28 protein-coding genes are annotated in these 25,054 nt (G+C 67.7%); 22 read left to right on the top strand and 6 right to left on the bottom strand.

All coding sequences use genetic code 11. From position 1 onward, the window contains the following. Nucleotides 1-164, bottom strand: a 164-nt coding sequence (locus tag Amac_RS58470) for a PLDc N-terminal domain-containing protein (RefSeq protein WP_507762642.1), incomplete at its 3' end; no start/stop codon positions are given. Nucleotides 165-452: 288 nt separating this feature from the next. On the opposite strand from Amac_RS58470, the gene Amac_RS08760 reads away from it, so the two are divergent. Next, nucleotides 453-1,163, top strand: a complete 711-nt coding sequence (locus Amac_RS08760; RefSeq protein WP_246268168.1) for a hypothetical protein — start codon at nt 453-455, stop codon at nt 1,161-1,163. Between the two features lie 11 nt (nt 1,164-1,174). Then, a complete protein-coding gene (locus tag Amac_RS08755) occupies nt 1,175-1,411 on the top strand; it encodes a hypothetical protein (RefSeq protein ID WP_155353817.1) in 237 nt (78 codons plus the stop codon). Nucleotides 1,412-1,420: 9 nt separating this feature from the next. Here the strand turns inward: Amac_RS08755 and Amac_RS57210 are convergent, their stop codons facing one another. Then, nucleotides 1,421-3,961, bottom strand: a complete 2,541-nt coding sequence (locus Amac_RS57210) for an AAA family ATPase (RefSeq protein WP_155353816.1) — start codon at nt 3,959-3,961, stop codon at nt 1,421-1,423. A gap of 213 nt (nt 3,962-4,174) precedes the next feature. On the opposite strand from Amac_RS57210, the gene Amac_RS53555 reads away from it, so the two are divergent. Both Amac_RS53555 and Amac_RS08745 read left to right on the top strand, forming a co-directional pair. Beyond that, the gene (locus Amac_RS53555; protein WP_170322389.1) at nt 4,175-4,639 is read left to right on the top strand and encodes a hypothetical protein; all 465 of its coding nucleotides are present in this window, start codon (nt 4,175-4,177) and stop codon (nt 4,637-4,639) included. A 50-nt stretch (nt 4,640-4,689) separates the two neighbouring features. Continuing rightward, nucleotides 4,690-7,062, top strand: coding sequence for a M48 family metalloprotease (locus tag Amac_RS08745; protein WP_170322388.1), 2,373 nt, complete (start codon nt 4,690-4,692; stop codon nt 7,060-7,062). On the opposite strand, the gene Amac_RS57880 is transcribed toward Amac_RS08745, so the two are convergent. Both Amac_RS57880 and Amac_RS08735 read right to left on the bottom strand, forming a co-directional pair. After that, entirely contained in the window at nt 7,035-7,445 is a 411-nt protein-coding gene (locus tag Amac_RS57880) for an HAD family hydrolase (RefSeq protein ID WP_155353814.1), read from the bottom strand. The two genes, Amac_RS08745 and Amac_RS57880, sit on opposite strands and share 28 nt — an antisense overlap. 54 nt (nt 7,446-7,499) lie before the next feature. After that, complete coding sequence (locus tag Amac_RS08735) at nt 7,500-7,820, bottom strand: hypothetical protein (RefSeq protein ID WP_155353813.1); 321 nt, start codon at nt 7,818-7,820, stop codon at nt 7,500-7,502. A gap of 153 nt (nt 7,821-7,973) precedes the next feature. Between Amac_RS08735 and Amac_RS08730 the strand changes: the two genes are divergently transcribed. Then, the gene (locus Amac_RS08730; RefSeq protein ID WP_155353812.1) at nt 7,974-8,459 is read left to right on the top strand and encodes a hypothetical protein; all 486 of its coding nucleotides are present in this window, start codon (nt 7,974-7,976) and stop codon (nt 8,457-8,459) included. Between the two features lie 503 nt (nt 8,460-8,962). On the opposite strand, the gene Amac_RS08725 is transcribed toward Amac_RS08730, so the two are convergent. Beyond that, nucleotides 8,963-9,202: a BldC family transcriptional regulator gene (locus Amac_RS08725; protein WP_155338405.1), complete on the bottom strand. Its 240-nt coding sequence runs from the start codon at nt 9,200-9,202 to the stop codon at nt 8,963-8,965. A 240-nt stretch (nt 9,203-9,442) separates the two neighbouring features. On the opposite strand from Amac_RS08725, the gene Amac_RS08720 reads away from it, so the two are divergent. Continuing rightward, complete coding sequence (locus tag Amac_RS08720) at nt 9,443-9,649, top strand: DUF4229 domain-containing protein (protein ID WP_155353811.1); 207 nt, start codon at nt 9,443-9,445, stop codon at nt 9,647-9,649. Here the strand turns inward: Amac_RS08720 and Amac_RS08715 are convergent. After that, a complete protein-coding gene (locus Amac_RS08715) occupies nt 9,646-10,866 on the bottom strand; it encodes a delta-60 repeat domain-containing protein (RefSeq protein ID WP_155353810.1) in 1,221 nt (406 codons plus the stop codon). The two genes, Amac_RS08720 and Amac_RS08715, sit on opposite strands and share 4 nt — an antisense overlap. 75 nt (nt 10,867-10,941) lie before the next feature. Between Amac_RS08715 and Amac_RS08710 the strand changes: the two genes are divergently transcribed. The 16 genes from Amac_RS08710 to nuoK all read left to right on the top strand — a co-directional run bounded on the left by Amac_RS08710 (nt 10,942) and on the right by nuoK (nt 25,026). Continuing rightward, on the top strand, nt 10,942-11,658 hold the full coding sequence (locus Amac_RS08710) for a demethylmenaquinone methyltransferase (protein ID WP_155353809.1): 717 nt from the start codon (nt 10,942-10,944) through the stop codon (nt 11,656-11,658). A gap of 314 nt (nt 11,659-11,972) precedes the next feature. After that, nucleotides 11,973-12,836: a helix-turn-helix domain-containing protein gene (locus tag Amac_RS08705; RefSeq protein WP_170322387.1), complete on the top strand. Its 864-nt coding sequence runs from the start codon at nt 11,973-11,975 to the stop codon at nt 12,834-12,836. Between the two features lie 109 nt (nt 12,837-12,945). Further along, nucleotides 12,946-13,185: a DUF397 domain-containing protein gene (locus tag Amac_RS08700; protein ID WP_155353807.1), complete on the top strand. Its 240-nt coding sequence runs from the start codon at nt 12,946-12,948 to the stop codon at nt 13,183-13,185. 101 nt (nt 13,186-13,286) lie between these two features. Then, nucleotides 13,287-13,475, top strand: coding sequence for a DUF397 domain-containing protein (locus tag Amac_RS08695; protein WP_155353806.1), 189 nt, complete (start codon nt 13,287-13,289; stop codon nt 13,473-13,475). A 132-nt stretch (nt 13,476-13,607) separates the two neighbouring features. Then, nucleotides 13,608-14,876, top strand: coding sequence for a geranylgeranyl reductase family protein (locus tag Amac_RS08690; protein WP_155350671.1), 1,269 nt, complete (start codon nt 13,608-13,610; stop codon nt 14,874-14,876). A 52-nt stretch (nt 14,877-14,928) separates the two neighbouring features. Further along, on the top strand, nt 14,929-15,288 hold the full coding sequence (locus tag Amac_RS08685) for an NADH-quinone oxidoreductase subunit A (protein WP_155350670.1): 360 nt from the start codon (nt 14,929-14,931) through the stop codon (nt 15,286-15,288). Between the two features lie 6 nt (nt 15,289-15,294). Continuing rightward, nucleotides 15,295-15,840 carry a NuoB/complex I 20 kDa subunit family protein gene (locus tag Amac_RS08680; RefSeq protein ID WP_155353805.1) on the top strand — a complete coding sequence of 182 codons (546 nt, stop codon included), beginning with the start codon at nt 15,295-15,297 and terminating at the stop codon, nt 15,838-15,840. Nucleotide 15,841: 1 nt separating this feature from the next. Continuing rightward, nucleotides 15,842-16,495, top strand: a complete 654-nt coding sequence (locus tag Amac_RS08675) for an NADH-quinone oxidoreductase subunit C (RefSeq protein ID WP_155353804.1) — start codon at nt 15,842-15,844, stop codon at nt 16,493-16,495. Then, nucleotides 16,492-17,817: an NADH-quinone oxidoreductase subunit D gene (locus Amac_RS08670; protein WP_155353803.1), complete on the top strand. Its 1,326-nt coding sequence runs from the start codon at nt 16,492-16,494 to the stop codon at nt 17,815-17,817. Before Amac_RS08675 ends, Amac_RS08670 begins: the two co-directional genes overlap by 4 nt. Further along, nucleotides 17,814-18,467, top strand: coding sequence for an NADH-quinone oxidoreductase subunit NuoE (gene nuoE / locus Amac_RS08665; protein ID WP_155353802.1), 654 nt, complete (start codon nt 17,814-17,816; stop codon nt 18,465-18,467). Before Amac_RS08670 ends, nuoE begins: the two co-directional genes overlap by 4 nt. Beyond that, nucleotides 18,464-19,750: an NADH-quinone oxidoreductase subunit NuoF gene (gene nuoF / locus Amac_RS08660; protein ID WP_155353801.1), complete on the top strand. Its 1,287-nt coding sequence runs from the start codon at nt 18,464-18,466 to the stop codon at nt 19,748-19,750. The genes nuoE and nuoF overlap by 4 nt, the downstream gene beginning before the upstream one ends. A 38-nt stretch (nt 19,751-19,788) precedes the next feature. After that, nucleotides 19,789-22,140 (top strand): NADH-quinone oxidoreductase subunit G, encoded by a 2,352-nt coding sequence (locus tag Amac_RS08655; RefSeq protein WP_246268194.1) that lies wholly within the window; start codon nt 19,789-19,791, stop codon nt 22,138-22,140. Next, complete coding sequence (gene nuoH, locus Amac_RS08650) at nt 22,137-23,483, top strand: NADH-quinone oxidoreductase subunit NuoH (RefSeq protein ID WP_155353799.1); 1,347 nt, start codon at nt 22,137-22,139, stop codon at nt 23,481-23,483. The genes Amac_RS08655 and nuoH overlap by 4 nt, the downstream gene beginning before the upstream one ends. Continuing rightward, on the top strand, nt 23,476-23,994 hold the full coding sequence (gene nuoI, locus Amac_RS08645) for an NADH-quinone oxidoreductase subunit NuoI (RefSeq protein WP_155353798.1): 519 nt from the start codon (nt 23,476-23,478) through the stop codon (nt 23,992-23,994). Before nuoH ends, nuoI begins: the two co-directional genes overlap by 8 nt. Then, on the top strand, nt 23,987-24,733 hold the full coding sequence (locus Amac_RS08640) for an NADH-quinone oxidoreductase subunit J (protein WP_155353797.1): 747 nt from the start codon (nt 23,987-23,989) through the stop codon (nt 24,731-24,733). The genes nuoI and Amac_RS08640 overlap by 8 nt, the downstream gene beginning before the upstream one ends. Then, nucleotides 24,730-25,026 (top strand): NADH-quinone oxidoreductase subunit NuoK, encoded by a 297-nt coding sequence (gene nuoK, locus Amac_RS08635; RefSeq protein WP_155350660.1) that lies wholly within the window; start codon nt 24,730-24,732, stop codon nt 25,024-25,026. The genes Amac_RS08640 and nuoK overlap by 4 nt, the downstream gene beginning before the upstream one ends. Nucleotides 25,027-25,054: the final 28 nt, after the last annotated feature.

The following is a 25,054-nucleotide window of genomic DNA, read 5'->3' as shown; positions in this document are numbered from 1 at the left end:
CCCGCCAGCAGCCAGAGCAAACCGCCAATGGCGGGCACGGCCGTAATGAGCACCCACACGCCTTTCGGCAGGCCCCGAATGTATTCGGCCGGGGTCGTGATCACGTCGAAGAGGCAGTAGAGCCAGAAGGCCAGCAACGCCAGACCGACTATCACGTTCGCCATGTCCACACGGTAAACGATGTGAGCTGGTGATCGTGTTTCCATCGCGATAGCCGTACATCATTAGGGATGACTCTCGCGAAACGGCATCGTACGGTAGTGCGGTACAAGCACCTTCCCGACAAAGAGAGAGGTGCGATGGCGCAGCAGGGCGATAGAGGCCGTCACCGGCGAGGGACTCGGTGGTGGCAGCGGGGCCAGGTGGGGGCCACCTATGCGTCGCCTTACCGTGGGGTGGAGACCGCTGAACAGCGGCCTGAGATGCACCCAGAGATGCATGTTGAGCGCAGGATGGCGGTGACCGCCCCCGTGGTGGATCGGCCACAGTACACCTGGCGCGACTTCGAGTTGGACGACCAGCCGGCCAGGGCCACGCCGCATCGGCCCGACCGGCCGGACACGAGGGATGGGAGGCGGCACTGCGGGGCGCTGGAACGTGTCATTTACCGCCAGTGGGACGGCCAGGACGGGCCACCGTCGCCGGACGCCGTACGGGCGGTGGACAGCCTGGCGCGGTTACCCGACCGGCTCAAGGATCTGCTGGCCGACGGTCTGGACGGGATCTACATCGGCCGGGGCGGGGTGCCGGATCTTGACGACATGGGGTACCTGCGGGGTGCGCCGTTGCCGTCGGGGCGGGCGACGTGGGACATCTGCGCCGGCGCGTACGGCGATCGCAAGATCGTTGTGGGGGATCGGCCATCTCCGACACCCGATGTGATGATGCACGAAGTTGGGCATGCGCTGGACGATGTGGACGCCCGTCCGGGAGAGTGGGTTTCGGACTCACCAGAGTTCGCCGCACTCTACGAGGAATGCCGACCGTTACTCGCCTCGGCCTTCCACAAACAACCAGGCACGCTCGGTCGCAAGGAGTTCTTCGCCGACGCGTTCGCGGCCATCGCGTCGCGGCAGCGTCCCGCCCTGGTGGACATGCTCGGCGGAAACACCCGGACCGCATTGAACGTCATGCTCTTCTTCAACAGGCGCTACGGAATCTAGGTGGTCTAGCAATGTTCGTGATCCGGCTCGCTGACGGGACACTGCGCGTGCCGCAGTCGTTGACCAGCGATGACGGGCGCCTGATCGGCAACGCGTACGTCGAGATCGCGCCAGGCGAGCCGGACTACGACCAATGGCTCCCCGAATCCATCACCGAGGAAGAGGAAGCCCTCCGCCGCCGCCGCTGGCAGGAGGAGAACGACGCTTTGGAACAGGAGTTCCTCGCGTACAAATCCGAACTGGAATAAGAACGCGAATCACGGGAGTAGCGCGCCCAGGGCGTCCCTGCCATTGATGCCGAGTTTGCCGTAGACGGACTGCAGGTGGTTGTTCACGGTCCGGACGGAGATCACCAGATGTTCGGCGATCTCCTTGCTCGTCATATTGGTGACGGCGAGCATCGCGATCTCCGTCTCGCGGGAGGTCAGCCCAGGATCGCGGAGATCGGCCAGTGCCGGGGTGTTCGCGCCCGGGCATCTGGCGGCGAGCGCGAAGGCCCACGCCCCCGCGAAGATCGCCTCGGGACGGGGGCCAGGCCTGTGGAAGACGGCGCTCGCCTGGGCGGCGGTCTCGGCGGCGTAAAGGATCATGCCGAGTCGCTCGTAGCGCCTGGCCGCCGCCAGGAGCGCGGGCCCGTCACCGGCCGCTCGGGCGTGGTCGGCCAGGAGGGGGGCGAGGTCGCCCTCGTGGGCGGACGCCGCGCGGATCAGGCGGTCGTGCACTGTTTCTGCGGCGCCGAGTCGTACCAGGTCGTGCAGGGCGATGAGCTCGAAGGCGGGCAGGTCGTGCGCGCGGGCCAGGTCGGCGACGGCGATTCCGGTCTTCACGACGGTGGGTGAATCCGACGTCAGCGCCGCGATCCACGGCCGGGCCAGTTCGGCCCAGAAGGTCAGGATGCGGTAGCCGGTGGGGTGTTTCGCGTCGGCCACCGCCTGAACGGCCTCGGCCGCCGTGTCCGCGTCGCCGCCGTAGGCCGCGGCCAGGGCCACCTCGCCGAGCACGATGCCGCGGTGGGCGAAGGGCGTGAGCTCGAACGCCTCCCTGGCCTGCCGCGACGCCTCGCGGACGCGCCCCGCGTAACGGGCCGACCGGGCGCGGCACATGAGTCGCAGACCGATCCACGCCGGCCAGAGCCGCTCGGTCAACGCCTGTTCGTGGTCCACGACGACGGTGTGTTCCGCGGTGGCCGGATCACCGCCCAGGAGGGTCGCCGTGTGCCGGTCCAGTTCGAGCCCGAGCAGTGCCATCGGCCGGGCGTTCCGCCATCCGTCGGCCATGCCGAGCACCCGTCCGGCGAGGTCGGCCGCCTGGCGGTAGCGGCCCAGGTGCACCAGCCCCGTGGTCTTGGCGTGCGCCGTGTAAGCCGCCAGGACGGGGTCGTTCACCGGTTCTGGCAGGTGGGCGGCGGGCCGGCAGTCGAGGAGCACGGCCAGCTGGTAGGCGTACACGGCCTCGATCCTGGCCCGGTGGGTGGGCGTGCGCAGCCGGCCGATCGCCTCGGCGTAGATCCGCTTGACCTGGTCGAGTTGTCTCAGGCCGAGCCCGTACGCCTGGAGCCGGGCCTCGGTCAGGGTCGTCAGGGAGGCTTCGTCGGCGGGCGCAGGGATGCCGCGCAGGACGGTCGCCGCCTGTTCGTGCTCGCCCGCCAGGTTGAGCAGCTGAGTCAGCCACGCGCCGGTCTCCACGCCGCCGTCGGCGCGGAAGGCCGCCCAGCCCAGCCGGGTCGCCAGGGGGGTGTCCAAGGTGGCCAGAGCGTAGCGGCTGGCCCGCAGGAACATCGACGGGTCGCCGGGGAAGCCGCTGTCCAGCCACCACACCGCCACACGCAGGGTGTCGTCACTGCGGCGGGCCCCGGTGGACGCCAGGGCCAGGGCCAGCTCGCGCTGCCGGCGGGACCTGCGCAGGGTCGGGCAGGTGTTTCTGATCACCTCGCCGTACAGGGGGTGGGCGAGCCGGATCTGCCGGCGGTGGCCGTCCGGCTCGCAGACGATCAGCCGCCGGGCCTCCGCCGATTCGAGCGCCACGGCGGGGACCAGCTGGCGTAGCAGGTCGAGGCCGATCGGTTCGGCGAGAGAGACGTAGTCGAGGACCTGGCGTTCGGTTTCGTCCAGCCGGCTGAGCTTGGCCGCTATCAGCTCGGTCAGTCGCGGCGACAGGTGGACGGGGCCTGACAGGTCCCAGCCGGAGCCGCGATCGGCCAGGATACCCGCGTCCTGGGCGGCGGTCACCAGTTCCCGGAGGAACAGGGCGTTTCCGCCGGACAGCCGGTGCAGGTGGCGGATCGTGCGGTCGGTGGCGGGCGAGCCCAGGGCGCCGTGCAGCAGCCGCGCGGTGCCGTCCTCGCTGAGGGGGTCCAGGTGGATTCTGGCGAGGAGGTCGTCTTTGCGCAGGCTGTCCAGCACGTGGTGGCCGGTGCGGGCGGTGGCGATTGTTTTGGCGCCGCGGTGCCGTACCAGATGTTCCAGCATTGTGGCCGAGACCGGGTCCAGGTGGTGGGCGTCGTCGGCCAGGATCACCAGGCCGGGGCGGGCGATCAGGTCGGCGCCCCAGCGGATCGGGTTTCCCGCCGCGCCCGAGGCGGGCAGGAGGTGCGCGAAGGCCGCCAGCGGGATCTCCCGGGAAGCCTCGGTGGCGACCGTTCTGATCACCTCGCCGTAGTTCGCTGCAGCCTCGGCCGCCAGCCGGGTCTTGCCGATCCCGGCCGGTCCGGTGATCAACACTCCGGGGCCGGCCTGGAGCAGTTCGGCCACGCGGCTCAGGTCTTCTTCCCGCCCGGCGAAGGGCCACTGTCGCGGCATGTGTCCCACTATGTGGCCGCCGGGGAATCGGCTCAAGTCCGGGCAGGTATTCGCGCGAACCGAGATGAGCAACAGAACCCCGATTCTCCGGCCACGCCCGGGAAACAAGGAGTAACGCTCCCGGAAAGATAGGTATCGTGCCGGCTCCTGGCGCTCCGGTCAGCGCTTCATGATGGAAGCCGTCCAATCCATTCGGCCCGTCAGGGAGACGGCTTGACCGAAACTCGTACAGTGGAGTCGATCGCCAGGACGGTTGTCGAGGCATTCGCTCCCGAAGAGCTGGTTTATTTCCCTGAGTTCATTGCGCTGTTCGCCGATGACCCGGACAGTCTCAATATCCATGTGAAGGGCAGGAAGGAGCCGGTCGGATTCGGTCTGGGCGACGCCATCGCCGAACTCACCCCGATCGTGCTGGCCGTTCTCATGACCTTGTTCACCGATGGTCTGGCCGACGCCGCGAAGGCGGGGGGCGCGGGCGCATGGCGCAGAATACGCACTCGTCTGTCGCGTCGTCGCACGCCACCGATCGACCCGTCGACGCCTGTTCCGATCTTTACCGCGGCCGAGGTGGACGCGACGGTGGAGGAGCTGTCCCGCAGGCTCGTGGCGCGCGGGCAGAGCGAGGACTATGCCCGAGGGGCGGCGGATATGCTCCGGAAGCTGCTCACCGGAATGTGATCATGGAATCGTCGACATCGGTCCCTGTGGGCGCACCGCGATTCTCCTCGGTGGGGACAACTGCCCGCTTTACGCTCTTCTTCGGCACGTTGCTCGTCTCGACGATTCCCTACTACCAGTGGTTCGCCGAGTACACGCTGAACTTCCTGCCCGATATCCGGGATTGTCAGCTGATCCCCGTACCCCAGGTCACGGAGTGCCCTGCCCAGGTCAACAGATACAACGCGGCCATTGAATCGCTGGTCGCCGGCATTCTGGTGATCGCCGCAGTCGTGGGATATCTGTTCCACCCCCAGTGGTATCTCCAGCGAACCCGATCCGTGCCCCTCAGGGATTCGATCGAATTCAACGGGGGTCGGTCCTTCAACCTGAGCGGCCTGGGTGCGGAAATACCCGGCCTCGCCCGGCGGGCCGGTGTGCCGCAGCCCACGTTCTGGGTGCGGAAGAAGCCGCAAAGCGAGGCGCGCTCGCTTGGCTGGCGTGGCAGCTACTCGATTGTCCTCAATTTCGGCCTGGCCAGGCTGCACGGGCATCACCCGCAGGTGGTTCGCGGGACCATCCTTCATGAGCTAGCCCATCTGCGTCGTCACGATGTCGATCTGACGAGGCTGGCGCTGGCCGCCTGGTGGGCTTTCGTGGCCATGGTGTTCCTGCCGTTGGCGGGTCAGGCCGTCCTCCAGGCGATCCGGCGCGATCAGGCTCGGTCGTGGTTCGCCGTTGGGCAACTGTGGTCGGCGGCGGTGCTGCTCCTGGTCGTCTATCTCGCGCTGCGGGCGGTCATCCGAGCTCGCGAGTTCCAGGCCGACCTCCATGCGGCGGAACTCGACCGTGCGTCGATCATCGCCGCGCTGACCTTCCACAAGAAGAGGCCGGATGAGTCCGCGTTTCGCCGCCTCTGGGCCGCGATCAAGGAGTGGCGTGAACTGCATCCGAGCGCTCTGAACCGGGTGGCGGTGGTGAACAACCCCTCGCTGCTGTCCAAATCGGATACCTCGGACACGTTCGTCGCGGCGCTCGCGGCAGGGCTGGCGTTCTCCGGGGTGGAGGTCACCTTCCGCCGCCTCACCAACGACGGCTTCCAGTCGGTGGCGCTGGCCGCCCTCGTGCTCGGGTTCCTGTTCAGCGCGGTCTTCGCCGCGTGGGCGCTGCGGACATCTTCCTCGCCATGGGGGTTCAGACTGGCCGTGGCCGCGACCGCCGGCCTTCTCGCGGGTCAGTCACTGGCCTGGGATCTGCCCACGTTGAACGTGTCCTGGGATGGGATCATCCGGGTGTCGCCCTCGCATGGGTTGACCCTGGTGGTCGTGCTGCTGATCGGTTTGTGCTTCTTCACCAGGATCGTGAGCGCGTTGGCCCTGCTCTGGGTAACCGGGAGACCGACCGCGGTTCGTTCAGGCGCGATATTGGTGACCCTGGTCGCCGCAGGTGCGTTCTGCGTCCTGTTCACCTTCTGGCGTTCCCTGCACAACACCGAACTCAGCGTGCCCCGGCTTTTCGGTTGGGCTCAGACGAGCCTGCTCATCAACACCCCATGGCTGGTCCCGACGGTTCTGATCTCGGCCGCGGTGTTCGCCGCACTGAGTGGGCGCTTCCGGCGGGAGGCGCTGCGGAACTCCGGCGAACGCCGAGCCCTCGCCACGGTCACGATCGCGGTGCTGGCGCTGTCGCTGGCGAATTTCCGGTTCGGCGGGACGACGACAGTCGACGAACCTCCGGTTCTCGCCATCGACTTCGGTGTGCCACAGGCGCTTGACCTGCGGCACGTGTGCGAATGGCTGCCTTCCGACTACGGTGCGGCGCTCGGGGTCACCGGTGACGAGGCATGGGTTGGCCCGGTGCTCGCGCGCTCGCCCGATCCCCGGATCGCGCAGATCGGCGACGCCGTCGTACAGGCCACGCAGAAGGGCGACACGATGGGCGCGTTCAAGGCGATGACCGCCATCGGAGCTCTCTGTATCGTGCTGGATCCCGCGCCGGCACATGTATCGGATTCCCGGCGGATCTCGCATGATCAATGCCTTGTCGGCAACTGGCGCTTGGCGGAGGCGGCGGTGACGCTCGACTTCTCCGCGAACGGGCTCGGCCCGGTTTCGCTCACGAACGTGGGCGGCTACACCGCCACATTCCACAGCGACGGCACCGGTACGGACGTGAGAACTGGCTATTCCCTGCGCGGCGCGTTCGGAACGAAGAACGTTCTCCTGACGCGGGACAGCGATGCGCGTTACCACTGGTCGGCCGGCCACGGCCTTTTCCTTCAGCGGCTGTCCGCGGTCGCGGAATCGTCGGTGGCCGTCGACGGCGTGACGACGGACTCCCGACCGGCCAAACCGGGAGAGATCTCCTGGGTCGCGTACGAGTGCGCCGCCGACGGCCTCATCTTCTCCGGCGGCGGCTACGTCGAACGCTTCACTCGCCTTTGACGGGAATCGGGGCGTCGCCGGTGACGATGGTTCCCTGGACGTTGCCGCCCACCGCCACCGAACGTTCGCCGGAGGCGGTCGGCGTCCAGGAGGGCGGCGGCGGGGTGGCTGACGGTTACGGCGATCACGGTGGCTCCGGCGGAGCTTTCGGGGTCGAGGCCGTAGCGGGCCGCCCACGTGCGGGTGGCCCGCTCGATCGCCGGGGTGGGGTCGACGAGGGTGCCGTCGACGTCGAAGAGCACCGCCCGCACGGGGAGTGCGGTGATCAGTCGCCCCGGCAGCGTGGCCGGCCAGGCTCCGACGCTCGGCGACCCGATGAGCGCCTCCGCGCTCACCCGGCTCAGCACCCCCCGCACCGTCGCGTCCCTGGAACGCGCGGGCATCTGCTGGACCGAGATCGACCGTCGGCGCACCCGCGTGGACTTCGCTCACCCCCTTTATGCCGAATATGTACGCCACAGCACCCCCCTGATCACCAGAAGGGAATGATGCCGGGAGATCTCTGGCGCGATCGAGGCGTACGGCGCGAACCGCAACGACGATCTGCTGCGGATCGCCACCCTGCGGATGGAGCGGGCGAGAACGCCAGCCCGGAGTTGTTCGTCCGGGCCGCGCGGCAGGCGTGGAACGCCGAGGACAGCGAACTCGCCGCACGCCTGTGCCGCCACGCCGCCGAGCAGGGCTGCACCGAGGCGGCGGCCCTCCTCGACGAGATCATGGTCTTCCGGCTCGGCCTCTCGCACGACATGGTCGTCCACACAACCGGTCGTATCAGGAAGAATCCCCACGTCACCGTGGTGTGGCCAAGCACCGATCCACTGAACCAACAGATCATTCCTTGGCCCTCAGAAGTGTCAGTGAGGTTCGATGCATGCTTCAATGAAGAGAAGTAGCCGTAGAGAGGTGGGCAGATGAACTTGGACGCGCTTGTGAAGCGAGGCCGTCTGCCTTGGTCTCCGTCGGCGCAAGCCCTTGATCTTGACGTATGGCACCAGTACGAGGTGCCGTTGGCTGGCACCTTCGTCTGGGATGGGCAGACAGTGCTCTTCACTGTCGTTGGTGACGCTAGCGAACCCCTATCAATCTGGGCATACGTCAGTCTGAGCGAGAACGAGGCAGAGGGCCTTCAAGATCTCGAATTTGACACTGATGACGAGCTTCGGGATTTTGTGACAGGCAAGTTTTCGCGGCGAAACGTTGTGCTGGCTCTTGCTTACGATCTCTCTCTTAGCGAGTGGTCACCGGTTGAGCTTGAGGGAGATCTACTGCACGGTGCGGTCAAGTTCATTCAGGACGTCGTCAAGGCTCATAACCCCAACGGTGATCCTGGTACAGAACTACGCGCAGGCTTGGCCGCCGCCGACGTAGTCGTCACGCAAGATCTCGTGCAAACCTGATCGTTCCCCCTGGGGGTGTGCAAAGAGCGGCCAGCTGCCAGTGCCGTGATCGATGTTGTCGCGGCAGCACGCCGATCGAGACCCCACCCCGGACGGCGTGATCGTTTCGGACTCGTCTGGTAGCCGAACGGGGTTCGCGTACGCGAGATCGAGACCAAGGGGATCACCAAGCCATCCCGCGACGGTGTGTCCGTTGACAGCATTCTCAGACAGACACGAGAAAGCCCGGGACGAACTCGTGGGTGGAGAGACCCACGGCGCATGTCTCGTTTGGGCGATCACGGTGGCGGTGGGGGGCCGAGGGGAAGCAGAGGGCTGGGCGGGTGGGATTCACTGGCCTTGGCCGGGGGGTGGCGGTATGGGGCCGGGGTGTCCCAGGAGGTGGGTGGTTCGCTGGGGTGATGCGGGTGGGAGGTAACCCGGTGACCCTGCGGCTCCGGGAGGCGCAGGATCACCAACAGCTGGTCATGTGATGCAGGGTGCTGCTCATGGTGCAGTGGTGCTCAGACTCGCGGGGAGTCGCCGTTCGGCCGGTCGGCCGTCAGGACTTCCTCTCCGCGAAGGAGGGCGTGTACTTCCGACTCGCGGAATCGCCGATGCCCTCCGGGGGTACGGATGCTGCTGATTCGCCCCGCCGCGGCCCAGCGTGTCACGGTCTTCGGGTCGACCCGGAAGAGGGCGGCAACCTCTCCAGGGGTCAGCAGTCGCTCGCTGCTACTCTCCACAATCTCTCCCCCTCGCATCCCGCGTCCTGCAGCGGGCGGACAGGTAACCAGTGTGCCGAGCGAAGCCTGATTTATCCGTGGTTTTCGGAGAAGATCACGGGTTGTTACCGGCTCAGTGCCCGATTGTTATATGATAGAGCCTCTTTGGGGCGCTCATGGGTGTTTCTTTACGAAAGCGCCGTGATGAGAACCCTAGCAGTGCTCGCGACTGATGCGAAGAGAGTCCGCGATACGTGAGAGTGACGTAACCTCGACGCTGTGCGCGCGGTTCTCGTTTACACCCTCTCCCGCCTGGGCTTGTTCGCCGTTGCCTTGGGCGTGCTCTATCTCCTCGGCCTGCGCACTTACGCGCTGCTGGCCGTGGCGTTCTTGGTCAGCGGGCTGGCCAGTTACGTTCTGCTGTCAAAGCAACGTGACGAGGTCAGCACACTGATCAGTGCGAGGCGCCGCCCACCCGAGGGCTAGGGCATCGGGAACATTCCGATGCGGGCATGGTACTCACGTCCGAGCTGTGTCGTGTCGCTTCCGACCAAAAGCCCCTTCTTTACCGGGAGAAACGCTTTCACCCCGATTCCCCGAGCCCGAGTCGGATTCCAGCTGAGTGCCTTCCCAGTCGTCGGATGGATGGCGCCGATACCCTCCCGGGACACCGCGCCCTTACCCGCGGTGTCAGATCCGAACGGGTTGTCCAACCAGCGCTGATGCCCTCCGACATAGACCGCGGCCCCGGTCACGGCCACCGAGTACAACGAGTCGCCACCCGTGTGATTCACCCAGGTAGGTCGGATCTTGTCCCCTTTCGCATACGTCTCAAATCGGGCCGCGGTGTCGCAGAGTTTTCGGGTACGCGGAGCGGGCCCTCCCGTGGTGACAACCACGAAATATGACCCGTCGGGCGAAAGATCCAATCCTCGGACGTATGACGGGAAGGCCGCCGAGCACTCGGGCGCGTACGCGTCGGTGTGCCAGTCCGCCACTCGTCCGGTGGTCAGGTCGATTACGCCCAGTTGCGGCCGGGGGAGGCCGTCGAGCGTGGTGAACGACCCGTCCAGGACGAGCCGATCATGGCTGACCGCCATGGCAGTGATTTTCGTCTCACCGCCGCCAGGAGTGACCGTGAAGGACCGGTCCACCGCGCCGGTGTTCGCGTCCAGCCGGGCCAGAGCGGTCCTGGCCGTCCGGGCGATCTGGGTGAAGTTCCCGCCCACGTAGAGGTGCTCGCCGCGCCGTACCAGACTGGAGATCTCGGCGCCGTAGGCGGTGGCGGTGAAGGAGCGCACGGCCGAGCCGTCGGCCAGGCGCAGCCGGACCAGGCCGCGGGTGAACGAGCCGCCCGCGTAGACCGTTCCATCGGCGCCGGGGGCCAGCGTGAACACCGGCCCGTCCATCCGGGGCACGAAGCGCGGGTCGATCCTGCCCGTGCTCAGGCTGAAGGCGAACAGGTTCTGGCGCGTCAGCTCGGCCCGGCTGCCGGCGTTCCTGACCGTGCTGAACTGCCCGCCCACGATCACCGTGTCGCCGACCTGGGCGAACGCGTTGACGATGCCGTCGAGCACGTGCGGCGTGCGCCCCACCGGATTCGGCGAGACGACCTGGGGCTGCTTGATCCCGGCCTGGGCTGGACCGATCGGGATCACCATCGCCGCGGACATGAATATCGCGATCAAATTTCTGGCACGCATTCCCCAAGTCTTAGCAGACTCTCCGTAGTGGCGTGGTGACGTTCCGTGCGGTAAAGGCAACGCTAGGGTTATCTCATGACCCGCGCATCCCTGGACAAGCAGCCGCATGAGGTCGCCGCGATGTTCGATCGCACCGCGCGGCGCTATGACCTGGTCAACGACGTGCTCTCGCTCGGCCAGGACAGGCTCTGGCGCAAGGCCACCGCCCGCGCGGTGGACGCGGGGCCCGGCGAGGTCGTGCTGGATCTGGCGGCCGGCACCGGCACCTCCACCGACGCGTTCACCAGGCTCGGCGCGCGCGCCGTCGCCTGCGACTTCTCCCTCGGCATGCTCCGCACCGGTGTCCGCAAGCACGGCGGTTCCGGTCTCTCCGGCGGCGGCGTCAGTTTCGTCGGAGGTGACGCGCTGCGACTGCCGTTCGCGGACGGCGCCTTCGACGCGGTGACGATCTCCTTCGGCCTGCGCAACGTGTCCGACACCCACCAGGCGCTGGCCGAACTGCTCCGGGTGACCCGCCCGGGCGGCCGCCTGGTGATCTGCGAGTTCTCCCGCCCGCCGGTCAAAGCCTTCGACGTGGTCTACACGCAGTACCTGATGCGCCTGCTCCCGCATGTCGCCCGCGCGGTCAGCTCCAACCCCGACTCCTACGAATACCTCGCGGAATCCATCCGCGACTGGTACGACCAGGCGGAGTTGTCGCAGGTCATCCAGACCTCAGGCTGGCGCAGGGTGGCCTGGCGAAATCTGAGCCTGGGCATCGTGGCCCTGCACCGGGCGGTCAAAGCCGCCTGAAGCCCGGATCGCGGTAGCGTCGCCGAAAGGCGCGCGAGTGGTCGACACCCCATCCCCGGTACATCGCGAATTCATCCGGCTCCACCCATAGCCGATATTCGAGCGTCGCCAACAGGCGTCGAACCTGTTCCATCTACCCCGCCCCCAGTTCCCCTTTCGGGACTACCCTCAGAATGCGCTGGCGGGATACGCGGTGCAATTCCCGATGGGAACACATTCGGGATGCGGCAGGATACCGGTTTCGGCCTTGAAAGCCACGTTAAGCTGGGATATTTACCCGTATTATGGGTGGGTTTGCTGGAAGGAGATGGTCGGTGACGCCGGAACTCAGCCCGACTGTCTGTCGGCGTCGGCTGGCCGTGGAACTGCGCCGGTTACGTGAGGCGGTGGGGCTCAGCGGCGTGCAGGTCGCGGACCAGCTCAAGTGGTCCACCTCCAAGATCAGCCGGTTGGAGAACGGCCAGATCCTGCCGCGCGAGCGCGACGTCCGCACGCTGCTCACGCACTACCGGATCGGCTCCACCATGAGCCAGTTCCTGCTGGAACTGGCCGCTCGCGCCGAGAGCAAGGGCTGGTGGGACGCCTACGCGGACACACTGCCCGAGTCTTATGTGACCTATGTCGGCCTGGAGACCGCCGCCGAGGAGATGCTGACCTGGCAGTCCCGCGGCATCCCCGGCCTGCTCCAGACCGTCGAGTACGCCCGCGCCCTCAACAGCACGGAGACCTTCACCCGCCTCTCGCCCGGCGAGGTCGAACGCCGCACCCAGGTCCGGGTGCGCCGCCAGGCCCTGGTCACCGAGCAGGTGCTGCGGGTCAGCGCGGTCGTGGACGAGTCCGCCCTGCTGCGCCGCTTCGGCTCCGAGGACGTCATGCGCGACCAGCTCCAGCACCTGTACGCGCTGGCCGAACTCCCCAACGTCTCGGTCCGCATCCTGGCCCTGGACGGCCCCCACCCGATCGACTCCGACAGCTTTGTGATCCTGAAATTTCCAGAAGTAAATGGGTTCGGGCCGCTGTATGACGACGTGGTCTACCTGGAGAGCGTCGCCGGTGGCACGTTTCAAGAGGACGAGGCCACCACCTATCGGTTCCGCCTGCTTCTCGACCATCTCCGGGACGCCTCCCTGAGCGAGGAGGAGTCGATGACCCTCATCGCCGCCCGGGCTGAGATGTAGGCGCTTGTGCCAGTAGTGCGCTGTAAGGGTGCTTTGTAAACCTCTGCCGTATTTCTGGGCCCAAGAACCCGGGTATACCCACCCAGGTTTCCGGGCAAAGGATGCGGCAATGGCGGCTGCCAGTGGCAAGCGGATCGATTGGCGTAGGAGCACCTTCAGTGGTGTGAACGGGGAATGCGTGGAGGTCGCGGTGGTCGACGACACCGTCGCGGTCCGCGATTCCAAGCACCCATCCTGCGCGCCCCTGCTCTTCACGCCCGGCGAGTGGGTGGCATTCCTCGGCGGGGTACGCGCCGGTGAATTTGACCTGGCGAATTGGGAACGCTCCGAACAGGATTACCAGGAGTGACTGACAGAACCCCCTGAAATAGGGGATCATGGGTACCCCGTCGTACCAACCGCACGCCCTGTCCCTCGGGTCACGGGCGCCTTCATAATTGGAGAACGTTCATGCCGTCGCCGCATGACTGGGTCAAGAGCAGCTTCAGCAGTGTCAGCGGTGAATGTGTGGAGGTGCGCATGGGCGACCGCGTCGGCATGCGCGATTCTAAAAATCCGTCCGGTGCCGTCCTCGACTTCCCCCGCGAGGTCTGGGAAGACTTCATCGGAGCGATCAAGCAGGACTCTGTTACCGGCTAGTAGCAACCTACCCCCTGACAAAGCGGCACGGGGACGGACTAGACTGCGGCCGACAAGTTTGTGAAGAGGTTCACAAAGGAACGAAGGCCCCAACCGTCCCGGCCTTCGTCCCTAGGACAGGACAGGTCCCCCGTGAGCGAGTCAGGCCCCGCGACACAGCGGGTGGCGGCGGACGCCGACGTTATCGTCGTTGGCGCCGGCCCTGCCGGGTCGACGACTGCGTACTATCTGGCGCAGTCCGGCCTGTCGGTCCTGTTGCTGGAGAAGACCAGGTTCCCGCGCGAGAAGGTGTGCGGGGACGGTCTCACCCCGCGCGCGGTGAAAGAGTTGCTGGCCATGGGCGTCGACCTCGGCGCCCCTGGCTGGGTCAGGAACAAGGGCCTGCGGGTCGTCGGCGGTGGCCGCAGCTTCGAGCTGGACTGGCCCGAGCTGCAGAGCTTCCCCGACTTCGGCCTGGTCAGGACCCGGCAGGACTTCGACCAGATCCTGGCCGACAACGCGGTCAAGGGCGGCGTGACCCTGCTGGAGGGCGTCAACGTCGCCGGTCCCGTGCTGGACGAGCGCAGCGGCCACGTGGTCGGCGTGCGCGCCCAGAACGGCGAGGTGTACCGGTCCCGGGTGGTGGTGGCCGCCGACGGCAACTCCACCCGGCTCTCCCTCGCCATGGGCCTGCACAAGCGCGCGGACCGCCCGATGGGCGTGGCCGTCAGGACGTACTACACCAGCCCCCGGCACGACGACGACTACCTGGAGATCTGGCTCGAGCTCTGGGACGGCGACCGCCTGCTGCCCGGCTACGGCTGGATCTTCGGAGTGGGCGACGGCACCGCCAACGTCGGGCTCGGCCTGCTCAACACCAGTGAATCTTTCAAGAACATCGACTACCGCGACCTGGTCCGCCGCTGGGTCCGCCACATGCCCCCGGACTGGGGTTTCACCGAGGAGAATCGGACCACGCCGATCCGCGGCGCGGCGCTGCCGATGGCCTTCAACCGGCAGCCGCACTACACCCGTGGCCTGGTCCTGGTCGGCGACTCCGGCGGCATGATCAACCCCTTCAACGGCGAGGGCATCGCGTACGCCATGGAGACCGGCCGGATCGCGGCCGACACCATCGCGACGGCGCTGGCCCGGCCCACCCCCGCCCAGCGCGAGCGCACCCTGCGCGCCTACCCGGGGATACTCAAAGACGCGTACGGCGGATACTTCACCCTCGGTCGCCTGTTCGTGGAGGCGATCGGCAAACCGGGGGTGATGGGCTTCATCACCCGGCATACGCTGCCGCACCCGGGCCTGATGCGGTTCGCCATGAAGTTACTCGCGAACCTCACCGACCCCAGGAGCGGCGACGCATCCGACCGGATCATCAACGCCCTGTCCAAAGTCACTCCGCCGGCATGACTATCGTGAAACTGAACCTGATGATCTCTATCACCGAGAGGACGCCTTAGCGATGGAGCTCTACGCGCCCATCCTGGTGCTCGCGGTCCTCGCGGCGGGATTCGCCGTCTTCTCCGTGAGCATCGCCCCCTTCACCGGGCCCAAGCGGTGGAACCGCGCCAAGCTGGACGCCTACGAGTGCGGCATCGAGCCCACTCCGCAGCCGGTCGGCGGCGGTCGTTTCCCGCTGAAATACATGATCACCGCGATGCTCTTCATCGTCTTCGACATCGAGATCATCTTCCTCTATCCGTGGGCGGTGGCCTTCGACCAGCTCGGCGTCTTCGGGCTGGTGGAGATGGTGCTGTTCATCGTCACCGTGCTCGTGGCGTACGCCTACGTGTGGCGCCGCCGCGGCCTGGATTGGGACTAGATAGCCATGGGTCTTGAAGAGAAACTCCCCAGCGGTTTCGCGCTGACCACGGTCGAGCAGGTGGCCGGGTGGGCGCGCAAGAACTCGGTCTGGCCGGCCACCTTCGGCCTGGCCTGCTGCGCCATCGAGCTGATGTCCACCGGCGGCCCGACCCACGACCTGGCCAGGTTCGGCATGGAACGCGCCTCGGCCTCGCCCCGCCAGGCCGACCTGATGATCGTGGCCGGGCGGCTGTCCCAGAAGATGGCCCCCGTGCTGCGCCAGATCTACGACCAGATGGCCGAGCCCAAGTGGGTCATCGCGATGGGGGTCTGCGCGTCCACTGGCGGAATGTTCAACAACTACGCCATCGTGCAGGGCGTGGATCACGTCGTGCCCGTCGACATCTACCTGCCCGGCTGCCCGCCGCGCCCGGAGATGCTGATCGACGCCATCGTCAAGCTGCACGACAAGATCCAGAACACCAAGTTCGGCGCGCACCGCGAGAAGCAGGTGCAGGAGCTCGAACTCCAGGCGCTGCGGAGCCTGCCGCTGATCGACCAGGGGGTGTGAGATGAGCGACAACCTGCCTGAAGTTCCCCAGGAACCGGTCGCGCGCACCGGCATGTTCGGCGTCTCCGGCACCGGCGACACCTCCGGCTACGGGGGCCTGGTGGTCCGCCGCGCGCCGCAGCTGTCCACCCCCCGCCCGTACGGCGGCTACTTCGACGAACTCGTGGACGCCCTCCCGGAGGGCACGGTCGAGCGAGTGGTCGTGGATCGCGGCGAGCTGACCCTGCACATCGCCAGGGAACGCCTGGTCGAGACCATGAAGAAGCTGCGCGACGACGCGGCGCTGCGGTTCGAGCTCTCGCTCGGCGTCTCCGGCGTGCACTACCCGGAGGAGAGCGGCGCGGAACTGCGCGCGGTCTACCACCTGGCCTCGATCACCCACAACCGCCGGGTCAGGGTCGAGGTCTCCGCGCCCGACACCGACCGGCACATCCCGTCCACAGTCTCGGTCTACCCGACCCACGACTGGCACGAGCGCGAGACCTACGACTTCTTTGGCATCATCTTCGACGGGCACCCGGCGCTCACCCGCATCGAGATGCCCGACGACTGGGAGGGCCACCCCCAGCGCAAGGACTACCCGCTCGGCGGCATCCCGGTCGAGTATCGCGGCGCGGAGATCCCGGCGCCCGACCAGAGGAGGTCGTACGCGTGACAACCCATGCAACCGAAGCGGCCGAGGGCAAGGTCTACGACGTCGCCGGCCAGGACTGGGACCAGCTCGTCGACACCGTGCTGGAGTCCGACGAGGAGCGGCTGGTCATCAACATGGGCCCGCAGCACCCGTCCACGCACGGCGTGCTCCGCCTGGTCCTGACGCTGGACGGGGAGACGGTCACCGAGGCCCGCACGGTCATCGGCTACCTGCACACCGGCATCGAGAAGAACATCGAGTTCCGGACCTGGACCCAGGGCGTGACGTTCGTCACCCGGATGGACTACCTGTCCCCGATCTTCAACGAGACCGCGTACTGCCTGGCGGTGGAGAAGCTGCTCGGCATCACCGAGCGCATCCCGGCCAGGGCCGAGGCCATCCGGGTCATGATGATGGAGCTCACCCGGATCTCCTCGCACATGGTCGCGATCGGCACCTTCGGCATGGAGCTCGGCGCGACCACGCCGTTCCTGTTCGGCGTGCGCGAGCGCGAGATGGTGCTGGACGTGATGGAGTACATCACCGGCCTGCGGATGAACATGGCCTACGTCCGGCCCGGCGGGGTCAGCGTGGACCTGCCCGCGGGCGCGCTGGACAAGGTCGGCGAGCTGCTCAAGGTGATGCCGCAGCGGCTCAAGGACATGCGCAAGCTGCTGGACGCCAACCCGGTCTACCTGCGCCGCACCAAGGACGTGGCCTACCTGGACCTGACCGGCTGCATGGCGCTGGGCATCACCGGGCCGATCCTGCGGGCCGCCGGGCTGCCGTGGGACCTGCGCAAGTCGCAGCCGTACTGCGGGTACGAGACCTATGACTTCGACGTGCCGATCGAGCAGTCCTGCGACGTGTACGGCCGCTACCTGGTCCGGGTCGCCGAGATGGAAGAGTCGCTCAAGATCATCGAGCAGTGCCTGGAGCGCCTGGCCGGGCCGCTCAAGGCCGGTCCGGTGATGATCGAGGACAAGAAGATCGGCTGGCCCGCGCAGCTGGCGCTCGGCCCCGACGGCCTGGGCAACTCGCCGAACCACATCGCGCACATCATGAGCAGCTCGATGGAAGCGCTGATCCACCACTTCAAGCTGGTGACCGAGGGCTTCCGGGTGCCGGCCGGGCAGGTCTACTCCGCCGTCGAGTCGCCGCGCGGCGAGCTCGGCGCGCACGTGGTCAGCGACGGCGGCACCCGCCCCTACCGCGTGCACTTCCGGGACCCGTCCTTCACCCACCTGCAGGCCGTCCCGGCCATGTGCGAGGGCGGCATGATCGCCGACGTGATCTCGGCGGTCGCTTCGATCGACCCCGTTATGGGAGGTGTGGACCGGTGACCTACTCGCCCGAGGTCCGCGAGCGTCTGGAGACCGACGCCAAGGAGATCATCGGCCGCTACCCGAAGGCGCGGTCGGCGCTGCTGCCGCTGCTGCACCTGGTGCAGGCCGAGGACGGTTACGTCTCCGACGACGGTCACGAGTTCTGCGCGGAGATGCTCGGCCTGTCCAAGGCCGAAGTGGTCGGCGTCTCGACGTTTTACACGATGTACAAGCGCAAGCCGGCCGGGGAGTTCCACGTCGGGGTGTGCATCAACACGCTTTGCGCGGTGATGGGCGGTGACCAGATCTGGTCGGAGCTCACCGAGCACATGGGCATCGGCGCCGACGAGACCACGGCTGACGGCAAGGTCTCGCTGGAGCGGATCGAGTGCAACGCGGCCTGCGACTTCGCGCCGGTGATGATGGTCAACTGGGAGTTCTTCGACAACCAGACCCCGGCGTCGGCCAAGCAGCTGGTGGACGACCTGCGGGACGGCAAGGACATCACGCCGACCCGCGGCCCGAAGAAGCTCTGCTCGTTCAAGGACGCCTCGCGCATCCTCGCCGGGATCCCCGACGGTCTCGCCGGTGACGGCCCCGCGGCCGCCGGTCCGTCGCTGGAGGGCCTGCGGATCGCCAAGGCCAACGGCTGGGAGGCTCCCAAGTGACGACGCTCACCCCGATCCTGACCAAGAACTGGGACCTGCCGAACTCCTTCACCCTGGAGGGGTACGGCGACTACTCGGCGGCCAAGAAGGCGCTGGGCATGGACCCGGACACGATCATCCAGGCGGTCAAGGACTCCGGCCTGCGGGGTCGTGGCGGCGCGGGCTTCCCCACCGGCATGAAGTGGGGATTTATCCCACAAAATGACGGCAAGCCGCATTACCTGGTGGTGAATGCCGACGAATCTGAGCCGGGGACCTGCAAGGACATCCCGCTCATGATGGCCAACCCGCATGCGCTGGTCGAGGGCATCATCATCACGGCGTACGCGATCCGGGCCAACCATGCGTTCATCTACGTGCGTGGTGAGGTTCTGCACGTGATCCGGCGGTTGCACGCGGCGGTGCGGGAGGCGTACGAGAAGGGGTTCCTGGGGACGGGGATCATGGGGTCCGGGTTCGACCTGGAGCTCGTGGTGCATTCCGGGGCAGGGGCGTACATCTGCGGGGAAGAGACCGCGCTGCTGGACTCGCTGGAAGGGTTCCGCGGCCAGCCCAGGCTCAAGCCGCCGTTCCCGGCGGTGGCGGGTCTCTACGCGGCCCCGACGGTCATCAACAACGTCGAGTCCATCGCCTCGGTGCCGTCCATCATCGCCAACGGCGCGGACTGGTTCGCGGGGATGGGCACCGAGAAGTCCAAGGGCTTCGGCATCTTCTCGCTGAGCGGCCACGTGACCAGGCCGGGGCAGTACGAAGCCCCGCTCGGCATCACGCTGCGGGAACTGCTCGACATGGCGGGCGGAATTCGCGAAGGACACCGGCTCAAGTTCTGGACTCCCGGCGGTTCGTCCACGCCGATCTTCACCGACGAGCACCTGGACGTGCCGCTCGACTTCGAGTCGGTCGGCGCGAAGGGCTCCATGCTCGGCACCCGGGCGCTCCAGATCTTCGACGAGACCACCTGCGTGCTGCGGGCGACGCTGCGCTGGACCGAGTTCTACGCGCACGAGTCCTGCGGTAAGTGCACCCCCTGCCGGGAGGGCACCTACTGGCTGAAGCAGGTGCTCAAGCGGCTGGAAGCGGGCCAGGGCGGCGAAGAGGACCTGGCTACGATCACCGACATCGCGGACAACATCCTTGGGCGTTCATTTTGCGCGCTGGGTGATGGCGCGACGAGTCCGATTTACTCGTCGGTCAAGTACTTCCGCGATGAATACCTGAAGCACTTCGAGATCGGCGGCTGTCCGTTCGATCCCGCACTGTCCACTGTGTGGGGGCCCAAGTGACCATCCAAGCAACACAGCCCGAGCTGGCGGCCGTGGACATGGTGACCCTCACCATCGACGGCTTCCAGGTCAGCGTGCCCAAGGGCACGATGATCATCCGGGCGGCCGAGCTGCTGGGGATCCAGATCCCCCGGTTCTGCGACCATCCGCTGCTCGACCCGGCGGCCAACTGCCGCCAGTGCCTGGTGGACATCACCGACGCGGGCAACGGCCGGGGCTTCCCCAAGCCGCAGCCGTCCTGCGCCATCGAGGTGGCCGAGGGCATGGTCGTGCAGAGCCAGCTCACCTCGCCGGTCGCCGAGAAGGCGCAGCGCGGCGTGATGGAGATGCTGCTGCTCAACCACCCGCTGGACTGCCCGGTCTGCGACAAGGGCGGCGAATGCCCACTGCAGAACCAGGCCATGTCCAACGGGCAGGGCGAATCCCGGTTCCAGGAGCAGAAGCGCACCTTCCCCAAGCCGATCCCGCTCTCCACCGAGGTGCTGCTGGACCGGGAACGCTGCGTGCAGTGCGCCCGCTGCCTGCGCTTCTCCGACCAGATCGCCGGTGACCCGTTCATCGAGTTCTTCGAGCGCGGCGCCAAGGAGCAGGTGGCGGTCGCCGAGGGCGAGCCGTTCCAGTCCTACTTCTCCGGCAACACCATCCAGATCTGCCCGGTGGGCGCGCTCACCGGCGCCGCCTACCGGTTCCAGTCGCGGCCGTTCGACCTGGTCTCCACGCCCAGCGCGTGCGAGCACTGCGCCTCCGGCTGCTCGCTGCGCACCGACCACCGCCGCGGCAAGGTCACCCGCCGCCTGGCCGGGGACGACCCGCAGGTCAACGAGGAGTGGAACTGCGACAAGGGCCGGTGGGCGTTCACCTACGCCACCGAGCCCGACCGGCTGCGCACCCCGCTGGTCCGCAACGCCGACGGCGTGCTCGTCCCGGCCTCCTGGCCGGAGGCCCTGTCGGTCGCCGCCGCCGGGCTGGCCGGTCGCCGCGCGGGCGTGCTGGTCGGCGGCCGGGTCACGGTCGAGGACGCGTACGCCTACAGCAAGTTCGCCCGGGTCGCCCTCGGCACCAACGACATCGACTTCCGGGCCAGGGCGCACTCCGCCGAGGAGGCCGAATTCCTGGCCCACGCGGTGGCCGGGAAGGGCATCGAGATCTCCTACGCCGACCTGGAGAGCGCGCCCGCCGTGCTGCTGGCCGGGTTCGAGCCGGAGGAGGAGTCGCCGATCGTCTTCCTGCGGCTCAGGAAGGCGCACGAGAAGAAGGGGCTGCGCGTCTATGCGCTGGCCCCCTTCGCCACGCCCGGCCTGACCAAGATGGGCGGCACCCTGATCAGGACCGTCCCCGGCGAAGAGGCCGAGGTGATCGGCGAGCTGACCAACAGCGGCGGCACGATCCCCGAAGGCGCGATCATCCTGGCCGGCGAGCGGCTCGCCGGAACCCGGGGCGCGCTGTCGGCGCTGCTCCGGCTGGCCCGCTCGACCAGCGCCAGGATCGCCTGGGTGCCCCGGCGCGCGGGCGAGCGCGGCGCGCTCGAAGCGGGCGCGCTGCCCAACCTGCTGCCGATAGGGCGTCCGGTCGGCGACGCCAACGCCCGCGCCGAGGTGGCCAGGGCCTGGAACGTCACGTCGCTTCCGGAAACCCCCGGTCGCGACACTTCCGGCATCCTGCAGGCCGCCCTCGACGAGCAGCTGGACGCTTTGGTCGTGGCCGGGGTCGACCCCTACGACCTGCCCGACCCCCAGCACGCGTTGCAGGCCCTGGAGAACACCCCGTTCATCGTCAGCCTGGAGATCCGGGCCAGTGCGGTCACCGACCGCGCCGACGTGGTGCTCCCGGTGGCCGCGGTCGCCGAGAAGGGCGGCACGTTCGTGGACTGGGAGGGGCGCGGGCGCTCCTTCGAGGCCGCCGTCCCCCAGCCCGGCGGGATGAGCGACCTGCGGGCCATCGTCGCGCTGGCCGACCACATGGACGTGCACCTGGCCCTGCCCGACGTCGCCGCGGTCCGCCGCGAGCTCGGCGGGCTCGGCGCCTGGAAGGGCTCCCGCCAGGCCGCGCCCATCGTGACCGGCGGATCCGGCGCGGTGCCGCAGGCCGGGCAGGCGGTGCTGGCCACCTGGCGGCTGCTGCTCGACGACGGGAAACTCCAGGACGGCGAGCCGTACCTGGCGGGCACCGCCCGCGAGGCGGTCGCGCTGCTGTCGGAGGCCACCGCCGCCGAGATCGGCGCCCAGGACAAGGTCACGGTCAACGGCGTGACGCTGCCGGTGCGCGTCGCCGACCTGCCGGACCGTGTGATCTGGGTGCCCGCGAACTCGGGCGGTGTCTCGGCCACCCGCGACCTGCGGGCCGCGGCCGGGGACCTCGTCACCATCATCGGCCAACAGGAGCGGCCATGACCTTCCTAGTCAGCCCGGCGCCGACCAGCCCCGGGCCCACGCTGGCGGACTTCGGCCACGATCCCCTGTGGATCAGCATCATCAAGGCCGTGTTCATCTTCGTCTTCCTCATGCTCGGCGTGCTGTTCGGCGTGTGGACCGAGCGCAAGCTCATCTCGCGCATGCAGCACCGCTACGGCCCCAACCGGGCGGGCAAGTTCGGCCTGCTGCAGTCCGTCGCCGACGGCCTGAAGATGGGGCTGAAGGAAGACATCATGCCGCGCAAGGTCGACAAGCTGCTCTACTTCCTGGCCCCGGTGATCATCGCGGTGCCGGCCTTCCTGGCGTTCTCCGTGATCCCGTTCGGGCCGGTCGTGTCCATGTTCGGGGAGAAGACGCCGCTGCAGCTGACCGACCTGCCGGTGGCGGTGCTGCTCATCCTGGCCATGGCCTCGATCGGGGTGTACGGGATCGTGCTCGCCGGGTGGGCGTCGCGCTCGCCGTACGCGATCCTGGGCGGGTTGCGGTCCAGCGCGCAGGTGGTCTCGTACGAGATCGCGATGGGCCTGTCCTTCGTGGCCGTCTTCCTCTACGCGGGCACGCTCTCCACCTCGGAGATCGTCGCCAAGCAGGCCGACGGTAGCACGTTCGACCTCGGCGGCGTCAGCATCCCGCTGCCGTCCTGGTACGCGATCCTGCTGCTCCCGTCCTTCCTGATCTACGCGCTGACCATGCTCGGCGAGACCAACCGGGTCCCGTTCGACCTGCCGGAAGGCGAGGGCGAGCTGGTCGGCGGCTTCCACACCGAGTACTCCTCGTCGCTGAAGTTCGCCATGTTCATGCTGGCCGAGTACGTGAACGTGTTCGTCGTCTCCGGCGTCGCGACCACGCTGTTCCTCGGCGGCTGGCGGGCTCCCTGGCCGATCTCGCTGTGGGACGGCGCCAACGTCGGCTGGTGGCCGATGCTCTGGTTCTTCATCAAGATGGTGCTGATCTTCTGCTGCTTCATCTGGGTCCGCGCCTCGCTGCCCCGGGTCCGCTACGACCAGCTGATGCACTTCGGCTGGAAGGTCCTGATCCCGCTGAACCTGGCCTGGATCCTCGCGGTCGCCAGCTTCCGCGCGCTGCGGGTGGACAACAGCCCGCTGGTGATCACGGTGATGGCGGTCGTGGTGGTGGGCGCGATGATCGTCTACTTCCGGTTCGACACCGTGCTGCAGCGGCGGCGCGAGGAGCGGGCCGCGCAGGTGGAAGAGGAGTTCGAGCGCCTCCGCGACCGGCCGGAAGCCGGCGGCTTCCCGGTGCCGGCCCTGGATCTGCCGCATTACCACGGGGCTAATCGCAAGGAGGTCCCCAGTGTCTAAGTTCTTCGACTTCCTGAATCCGGTCAAAGGGTTCGGCGTCACCTTCCATCACGCCTTCAAGAAGCCGATCACGGTCAACTACCCGGAGGAGAAGCGCCCCACGGCGCCCCGCTTCCACGGGCGGCACCAGCTCAACCGCTGGCCGGACGGCCTGGAGAAGTGCATCGGCTGCGAGCTGTGCGCCTGGGCCTGCCCGGCCGACGCCATCTTCGTGGAGGGCGGCGACAACACCGACGAGGAACGCTACTCGCCGGGCGAGCGGTATGGCCGGACCTACCAGATCAACTACCTGCGGTGCATCCTGTGCGGCTTGTGCATCGAGGCGTGCCCGACCCGGGCGCTCACGATGACCAACGAGTACGAGCTGGCCGACACCACCCGCGAGTCGCTCATCTACACCAAGGAGATGCTGCTCGCTCCGCTGATGGCCGGCATGGAGCAGCCGCCGCATCCGATGCGCCTCGGGGAGACCGAAGAGGACTACTACCGGTTGGGACGCGACAATGGGTGAGACGGTCACGTTCTGGGTGCTGGCGGTGGTCTCCGTCGCCGCCGCGCTCGGGCTCGTCTTCAGCCGCAAGGCGGTCTACTCCGCGCTGATGCTCGGCGTGGTGATGCTCTCGCTGGCGGTGCTCTACGCGGTGCAGGACGCGCCGTTCCTGGCGGCGGTGCAGATCATCGTCTACACCGGCGCGGTCATGATGCTGTTCCTGTTCGTGCTCATGCTGGTCGGCGTGGACTCCTCGGACTCGCTGGTGGAGACCCTGCGCGGCCAGCGCTTCTGGGCCTTCATCGCCGGCCTCGGCTTCGCGGCGCTGCTCGCGCTCGGCTTCGGCAACGTGCTCTTCGCCGCGCCGAAGGGCCTGACCGCGGTCGACGCGGTCGGCAACGTGCCCTCCATCGCCGAGGCCATCTTCACGCGGTACGTCTTCGCGTTCGAGGTCACTTCGGCGCTGCTGATCACGGCGGCGCTGGGGGCGATGGTCCTCGCGCACCGCGAGCGCGCCGAGCCGAAGGCGACCCAGAAGGACCTGTCCCGCGCCCGGTTCGCGGCGTTCGGCGAGACCGGCGCCAACCCGGCCCCGCTGCCGGGCCCCGGCACGTACGCCCGGCACAACGCCATCGACATGCCCGCGCTGCTCCCCGACGGCACGATCTCCAAACTGTCGGTCAACCGGCACCTCACGCGGCACACGGAGGAGCCTGAGGCCCCCGTCGCGGAGATCACGGAAGGGGAGAACTCCAAGTGACCACCCATTACCTGGTCCTGTCCGCGCTGCTGTTCGCGATCGGCGGCATCGGCGTGCTCACCCGGCGCAACGCCATCGTGGTCTTCATGTGCGTGGAGCTCATGCTCAACGCCTGCAACCTGGCGTTCGTCACCTTCGCCCGCCAGCACGGGAACATCGAGGGCCAGGTCATCGCCTTTTTCGTGATGATCGTGGCGGCCGCCGAGGTCGTCGTGGGGCTGGCCATCATCGTGACGATCTTCCGAACCCGCAGGTCAGCGTCCGTCGACGACGCCAGCCTGCTGAAGCACTAAGAGGTGACCGTGGAACCCGCTGAGATCC

Source organism: Acrocarpospora macrocephala, from assembly GCF_009687865.1.
GTDB lineage: Bacteria > Actinomycetota > Actinomycetes > Streptosporangiales > Streptosporangiaceae > Acrocarpospora > Acrocarpospora macrocephala.
This window is presented reverse-complemented; position numbering and strand designations above follow the sequence as displayed.